We start from the raw sequence: 7,358 nt of genomic DNA, 5'->3' as shown, positions 1-7,358 counted from the left end.
CCCCACCCCCTCCACGACATCGTCTTCGGCACCGACCCCCACCTCCTCAACCAAACCCAATACACCCAACCCGCCCTCTTCGCCCTCCAAACCGCCCTCTACCGACTCTGGGAAAGCTGGGGCATCACCCCCACCACCCTCACCGGCCACTCCATCGGCGAAATCGCCGCCGCCCACACCGCCGGCATCCTCACCCTCAACGACGCCGCCACCCTCATCACCCACCGCGCCCGCCTCATGCAAACCCTCCCCCCCGGCGGCGCCATGGTCGCCATCAACACCACCGAACACGACATCCTCCCCCACCTCCACCACCACCCCGACACCGCCATCGCCGCCATCAACAGCCCCACCTCCCTCGTCCTCGCCGGCCCCCACACCACCCTCACCACCATCACCAACCAACTCCCCCACCACCGCACCACCTGGCTCAACGTCTCCCACGCCTTCCACTCCCCCCTCATGGAACCCATCCTCGACCAACTCCGCGACACCATCACCAACCTCACCTTCACCCCACCCACCACCCCCCTCATCTCCACTCTCACCGGCCAACCCATCGACCACACCGACCCCGAACACTGGATCCGCCACGCCCGCCACACCGTCCGCTTCACCGACGCCATCACCCACACCCCCACCACCACCTACCTCGAAATAGGCCCCACCGCCTCCCTCACCCCCCACCTCCCCACCCACGCCCTCACCAGCCTCCACAAAAACCAACCCGAAACCCACACCATCACCACCACCCTCGCCCACCTCACCACCCACGGCACCCCCATCAACTGGCACGCCTACTACGCCCACACCAACCCCCACACCACCCCCCTCCCCACCTACCCCTTCCAACACCACCGCTACTGGCTCGACAACCGTGGCACCGGGCCGTCCACGCCCGACACCATGGGTCTCGACAGCAGCGGGCACGCCCTGGTGACGTCGGTCATCGACGACCCGGAGTCGGGCCGGCTCATGTTCTTCGGCCGCATCGATGCCGACGCGCACTCCTGGCTGGCCGACCACGTCGTGGCGGGCCGGATGGTGTTGCCGGGCACCGCGTACGTCGATCTCCTCCTGCACGCGGGCGAGGCGTGCGGCCTGTCCCAACTGGACGATCTGACCCTGGAAGCGCCGCTGGTGATCCCGCGGGGCGCCCCGATCGACGTCCGCATGACCGTCGAACCGCCCGACGAGGCCGGTCGTCGGACGGTTCGGGTGCACAGTCGCAGCTCGGACCCCGACAGCACGTGGAACCGGAACGCCAGGGCCGTCCTCGCCCCTCCGTCCGTGCCGTCCGTGCCGTCCGTTCCCGACGGTCCCGGTGAGTGGCCGCCGCCGGGCGCGCAGCCGCTCGACCTCGCTCCGGTCTACCCCGCGCTGGCTGCTCACGGGCTGGACTACGGTCCCGTCTTCCAGGGACTGCGCCACGCCTGGTCACGACCGGGTGAGCTGTTCGCCGAAACGGCCCTTCCCGAGGGCACCGACGTGAACGGGCACGTCCTGCACCCCGCGCTGCTGGACGCCGCCCTGCACGCCATCGGCTTCGGTGGTCTCGTGGACGCGGGCGAAACCGGCCCGCGGTTGCCGTTCGCCTGGCGCGGCGTGCGGGCAGACGCCCCCGGCGCACCGGGTCCGACGACCCTGCGGGTGCGCCTGGCGGTCGTCGGGCCTGACACCGTCAGCCTGCAGTTGTTCGACGGCAGCGGCCGCGGCATCGGCAGTGTGGACGCCCTCACCCTCCGCGGCGTGCCGGCCGACCAGCCGTCGACGGCCGTTCCGCGGTCGCTGCTCGGCGTGCGGTGGCAGGACCTCCCTCCGTCGGACGATGCCCAGCCGTCCTGGTGGGCCGTGCTCGGCGAGGACGAGATCGGACTGACGTCCCTGCTGCAGGGCGCCGGCGGCCGGATCGAGGAGCACTCCGACCTCGCCGGACTCGCCGCGGCCGCGGCGGCCTCCGGCGTGACGCCCGACGCGGTGTTCTTCGCACCGTCGGCGCCGAAGGGCGCCGACGTGCCGGAGGCCACCGTCCTGCTGGCCTCCCGGGTCCTGGCGTTCCTCCGGACCTGGCTCGTCGACCGGACGTTCACCGCGACGCGTCTCGTGCTGGTCACCCGGAACGCCACGACGGATCCGGTCGCGGCCGCCCTGGCCGGCCTCGTCCGGGCCGCCCAGGCCGAGCATCCGGGCAGGCTGGCCGTCGTGGACATCGACGGCGGCCCGGACCGGCTCGACCCCCGGGTGCTCGCCGCGGCGCTGGCCTCCGGGGAAGCGCACATCACCCTTCGCGACGGTGTCGCGAAGGTGCCCCGGTTCGCGGCGCTCTCGGCGCCCGAGCCGGTCGCGGTGGACCTGTCGGCCGGCCCGGTCCTCGTCACCGGGGCCTCCGGAGCCCTCGGTCGGCTGGTCGCCCGGCACCTCGTCGACCGCCACGGGGTCCGGGACCTGCTGCTGGTGAACCGCAGCGGCGAGATGGCCGAGCTCCGCGCCGAGTTGGAAAGCGCGGGAGCCCGCGTGGAGGTGGCCGCCTGTGACGTCGCCGAGCGGGACCAGGTCGCCGCGTTGCTGTCGTCGCGGCCGGTGCGCGCCGTGGTGCACGCCGCCGGCGTGCTGGACGACGGCGTCGTCGAGTCGTTGACCGACGAGCAGCTCTCCCGCGTGCTGCGGCCGAAGTTCGACGGCGCGTGGAACCTGCACGAGCTCACCGGGGACACGACGCTCCTGGTGTTCTTCTCGTCGATCGCGGGGATCCTCGGCTCGGCCGGGCAGGCGGCCTACACCGCGGCGAACAGCGCCCTGGACGCGCTCGCCGCGCACCGGACGGCCCGCGGACTCCCTGCGCTGTCCCTGGCCTGGGGCCCCTGGACCACCGAGGTCGGCATGTCCGCAGGCCGTCGGCGGCTCGAACGCGCCGGTGTGGTGCCGCTGAGCCCCGAGGAGGCACTGGAGCTGTTCGACGTCGCCTTGACCCGGCCCGAACCGCTGCTGGTGCCGGTGCACGCGGACCTCGCCGCCCTGAGCGCCGCAGCGCGGCGGCACCAGGTGCCGCCGATCTGGCACGGCCTGGTCCGCCCGCCCGCGAAGGACGCGCGCCGGGCCGACCCGGATCCGGCCCCCCGGTTCGAGCGGATGTCCGTGGACGAGCGCGACCGCCGGCTCCTGGACCTGGTCAGGCGGGAGGTGGCCACAGTGCTCGGCCACTCCTCGGCGGACACGCTCGATGACGGGCTCGCGTTCTCCGAACTCGGATTCGACTCGCTGACCGCGGTCGACCTGCGGAACCGGTTGGAGCAGGCGACCGGACTGCGCCTGCCGGCCAGTCTGGTCTTCGACCAGCCGACCGCACCGGATCTCGTGCGCTTCCTGTCCGCCGAATTCGGCTCGGCCGCACCGGAGACCACCGATGCGGAGGACACTCTCGGAACCCTGTTCACCCAGGCGTGTGAACAGGGAAGGATAGAAGAGGGCATCGAACTGGTGAGCCTGGCAGCGCGGTTCCGGCCCGCGTTCCGGACTCCGGACGAACTGGGCCGGCGACCGCACCCGGTGCCGCTGTCCCGCGGATCGGCCGAGCCGATGCTGTTCTGCTTCCCCGCCGTGGTGGCGATGTCGGGAGCGCACCAGTACGCGCGGTTCGCCGCCGCGCTCCGCGACAGCCGCAGCACCGTGGTGCTGCCCGAGCCCGGATTCGTGGCGGGTGAGAAGCTTCCGGCCGATGTGACCGCCCTCGTCGACGTGCAGGCACAGGCGGTGCTCGAACAGGCCGCCGGGGCGCCGTACGCCCTGTTGGGTTACTCGTCAGGCGGCTGGATCGCCCATGAGGTGGCCCTCCGCCTGGCCGGGACGGATTCGCCGCCGAGCGGGGTCGTGCTGCTGGACACCTACCTGCCCCGCGAGATGAACCCCAGGCTCAACCAGGCCTTCACCCACGGGCTCTTCGCACGGCGCAGCGAACTCGTGTCGACCGACCACGTGTCGCTCACCGCCATGGGCGGCTACTTCTCGGTGTTCGGCACCTGGGAGCCGCAACGCTCCGACGTGCCCACGCTCTTCCTGCGGGCCGCCGACGCGCTGCCCGACGCCGACGGGAAGCCGCTGCCGGACTGCGACTGGGGCCCCGAGTGGGCCCGGTGCGACACGGACCTGGAGATCCGCGGCGACCACTTCACGATCGTCTCGGAGCACGCCGAGAACACCGCCCGAACCGTGGACGCGTGGCTGGGCACCCTCTGACGGATCGGGCCTCGGCGCGACACAATCGTTGGTTGTGTCGCGCCGAGGCCCGGTTGTTTGACCCTGCCGTCGTCCGTCGGCTTGGATCCCTCCTGGTCAGGAGCGGGAACATCCGGCGGGACGAAGCGGGTACGGCATGCGGGGCGAACAGGCGCTACGGCGGCAGTTCGGATGGCTTTGGGCGGCGTACGCGGTGAGCACGTTCGGGACGTGGCTCGCCTTCGACGCCTTTCCGATCCTCGCGATCCAGGTGTTGCACGCCGAGCCGAGGGAGGTTTCGGCGCTGGCGGCCGTGGGGCCGGCGGTGGGCGCGGTGATCGCGTTGCCGCTCGGCCCGTGGGTGGAGTTCCGGCGCAAGCAGCCGGTCATGATCGCCATGGATCTGGTCCGGTTCGGGACGCTGCTGACCGTTCCGGCGGCGTACGCGCTCGGCCTGCTCGGGTTCTCCCACCTGCTCGTCGTGTCGGCGGTGGTCGGCGCGGCCGACATCGCCTTCACCGCGGCGAGCGGCGCGCGCCTGAAGTCGCTCGTGCCCCGCGACGAACTGCTGGTGGCCAACGGTCGGTTCGAATCCACGACCTGGACCGCCACCATGCTCGGACCGCCGATCGGCGGTGCGGCGATCGGGCTGGTCGGACCGGTCGTGACGGTCCTGGCCAACGCGATCAGCTTCGTGCTCTCGGCGGCGGGGATCCGGGCCATGGGAGGGAAGGAACCGCAGCCGGCGCCGGCCCCGGCAGGGCGAATGCGCGCAGCCGACGTCCTCGAGGGCTGGCGCTACCTCCTGGCCCACCCGTCGCTGCGTCGGCTGTTCTTCAACGTGCTGCTGTTCAACGGCCTCGTCATGGCGGTCTCGCCGCTGATGGCGATCATCATGCTCGGCGACCTCGGCTTCAGGCCGTGGCAGTACGGTCTCGCGTTCGCGGTACCGTGCCTCGGCGGCCTCCTCGGCTCCCGGCTGGCCCGCCGCCTCGTCCGGCGGTTCCGCCAGGACCGGGTCATGGTCGTGGCGGGGACGGTGCGCACGTGCTGGCTGATCGGGCTGGTCTTCGTCCGCCCCGGCGTTCCCGGTCTGCTGCTCGTCATGGCGGTCGAGTTCGGGCTGATCACCTGCTGCGCCGTGTTCAGCCCGGTGCTGGCCACGTACCGCCTCAACCAGATCCCGACGGATCGGGTGGCCCGCGCGCTGTCCGCCTGGGCGGTCGCGAGCAAGGCCAGCACGGCGGCGGTGACCGCGCTGTGGGGTGTGCTGGCCGGCTTCACGGGCCCGCGTGTCGCGGTCGCCGTCGCCGGCCTCGCCATCCTGGCGACCCCGCTGCTGCTTCCCCGGCCCGGTCGCGCGGGGCTGCTGCCGGAGCTCGAGCCGGAGCCGGTGCCTCAGGCGCAGCTGTCCGCCTCCTGAGGCACCGGCGTCAGCGGACGACCCGGTAGGTGATGTGCGTGGCCAGGTCGGTCGCAACCACCTTCCTCGGTTCGAGGACCGGGTCCCCGGCGTTCTCCAGCAGGCGCTCGCCGGAGCCCAGCAGGATCGGCCGGAGGTGGATGGTCAGCTCGTCGAGCAGGCCGGCGGCGAGGTACTGCTGCACCACCTTCGCCCCGCCCGCGAGCGAGACGTCCCGGCCGGCGGCGGCCACCCGAGCCTGTTCGAGGGCGGACTCGATGCCGTCGGTGACGAAGGTGAACGTGGTTCCGCCCTTCATCTCCAACGGCTCCCGCGGGTGGTGGGTGAGCACGAACACCGGTGCGTGGAACGCCGGTTCCTCACCCCACCAGCCCCGCCAGGACGGATCCCAGGGCCCCGCACCGCCGCCGAACATCCGCCGGCCCATGATGTACGCGCCGATGCCTCGCATGGCCTGGGCGAGCACCTCGGAGTCGGCCGACTCCTCGCCGCCCTCCTGGCCCCGGTGCTCGTACCACGCCCGGGTGCCGAGCAGCCACTGGTGCAGGCGCATCCCGCCCACGCCGACCGGATGCTGCGGGCTCTGGTGGGGCCCGGCAGCGAATCCGTCGAGGGACATGCCGATGTGCGCGGTCACCGCCGTCATGGCCGGGGCGCCTCCGCCAGCAGGTCGGAGACCCGCGGGTAACGGTCGTCGGGCAGCTGCCGGCCGGGCACCAGGTCCTCGTCCATCCGCTGGTGGCCCGGGCGCGGCTGGTAGATCGCCGACGCGCCGGTGTAGGAGATGATGAAGGCCAGCCGGACCCCGTCGGACTGGTTGCCGTGGCTGCCGTGCCCGAGGGTGCTCTGGTGGAAGGTGACGTCGCCGGCGCGCATCGGCACCGAGACGCGCGGGTACCACTCGAGGTCCGGCCACTCCTCGAACATGTAGGTCTTCGCGTGGCTCTTCACCGCCGACATCTCGGCCCGGTGCGGCTCCGGCCGCTTGTGCGAGTCGGGTAGGAAGATCAGACAGCCGCGCTCGACCGGTACGTCGACCAGGGCGACCCAGGCGTTCACGTTCATGGGGGCGTCGAGCGGCGTGAGCGTGAGGTCCTCGTGCCAGATGGTGGGCACCTCGTCGTGCGGGTGCTTGGCGTACGCCTGCCCGCTCCACACCCGCATCGGGGTACCGGCCAGCTGCTCCGCGGCCGCGGCGACGCGGGGGTGACGCACGAGACCGGTCATGCTGTCGTGTTTCCACCACGGGTCCGAAGTGGTCCTGAGCGCGGTACCGCCGCCGCCCATTCCGGCCCGCCGACCGTCCTCCTCGATCGTGTCCAGCGCGATCTTGCGCCACCGCGCCACTTCGTCCGCGGGGATGAGGCCCGGGATCCGAGTGAATCCGTGGTCCCGGAAGTCGGCGATGTGTCGTTCATCGACGGTGAAGGGTGCGTCCGGAGGCGTCACTTTGTTCATCAGATCCCCTTCGATTTCGATTTTCTCGAAAATTGATTACCACTTTTAACAGCCGGGCGCACCGGATGCCTAGTGGACCTTCGTCCACATCGCCGGTAATCGGGGAATTTCCGGGCACCGAATCCGTTCGCCGTAGTTCCGCACCACACGGATCGGACGCATTATCGGCACACACTCCGCCCACCGCCGGCCCGCGCGGAACACCGGGCCGTTTCACTCGGCGGCACGCCTCGCGGACCACCGCCCCGCGTCGCCGGCACCGGGG

4 protein-coding genes are annotated in these 7,358 nt (G+C 71.8%); 2 read left to right on the top strand and 2 right to left on the bottom strand.

Annotated features, from left to right (window positions below):
- Together IF30_RS0134955 and IF30_RS0134950 are read left to right on the top strand one after the other, a co-directional pair.
- Positions 1 to 4,233 (top strand): type I polyketide synthase (locus tag IF30_RS0134955; RefSeq protein ID WP_037902204.1); only part of this gene is annotated, 4,233 nt, incomplete at its 5' end.
- Between the two features lie 136 nt (positions 4,234 to 4,369).
- Positions 4,370 to 5,635: an MFS transporter gene (locus IF30_RS0134950; RefSeq protein WP_030246069.1), complete on the top strand. Its 1,266-nt coding sequence runs from the start codon at positions 4,370 to 4,372 to the stop codon at positions 5,633 to 5,635.
- 10 nt (positions 5,636 to 5,645) lie between these two features.
- On the opposite strand, the gene IF30_RS0134945 is transcribed toward IF30_RS0134950, so the two are convergent.
- Positions 5,646 to 6,281, bottom strand: coding sequence for a dihydrofolate reductase family protein (locus tag IF30_RS0134945; RefSeq protein WP_030246067.1), 636 nt, complete (start codon positions 6,279 to 6,281; stop codon positions 5,646 to 5,648).
- Positions 6,278 to 7,093, bottom strand: coding sequence for a phytanoyl-CoA dioxygenase family protein (locus IF30_RS44210; protein WP_051711863.1), 816 nt, complete (start codon positions 7,091 to 7,093; stop codon positions 6,278 to 6,280). The genes IF30_RS0134945 and IF30_RS44210 overlap by 4 nt, the downstream gene beginning before the upstream one ends.
- Positions 7,094 to 7,358 lie beyond the last annotated feature (265 nt).

Origin of the sequence: Streptomyces sp. NRRL S-350 (genome assembly GCF_000719705.1) — a bacterium.
In the GTDB taxonomy this organism is placed as follows: domain Bacteria; phylum Actinomycetota; class Actinomycetes; order Streptomycetales; family Streptomycetaceae; genus Kitasatospora.
The sequence above is the reverse complement of the archived record's forward strand: the minus strand, read 5'-3'. Positions and strand labels throughout refer to the sequence as shown.

Excerpts from the sequence above, each read along its gene's own strand:
- IF30_RS0134950 (WP_030246069.1), top strand. The coding sequence starts at position 4,370 with ATGCGGGGCGAACAGGCGCTACGGCGGCAGTTCGGATGGCTTTGGGCG.
- IF30_RS0134945 (WP_030246067.1), bottom strand. The coding sequence starts at position 6,281 with ATGACGGCGGTGACCGCGCACATCGGCATGTCCCTCGACGGATTCGCT.
- IF30_RS44210 (WP_051711863.1), bottom strand. The coding sequence starts at position 7,093 with ATGAACAAAGTGACGCCTCCGGACGCACCCTTCACCGTCGATGAACGA.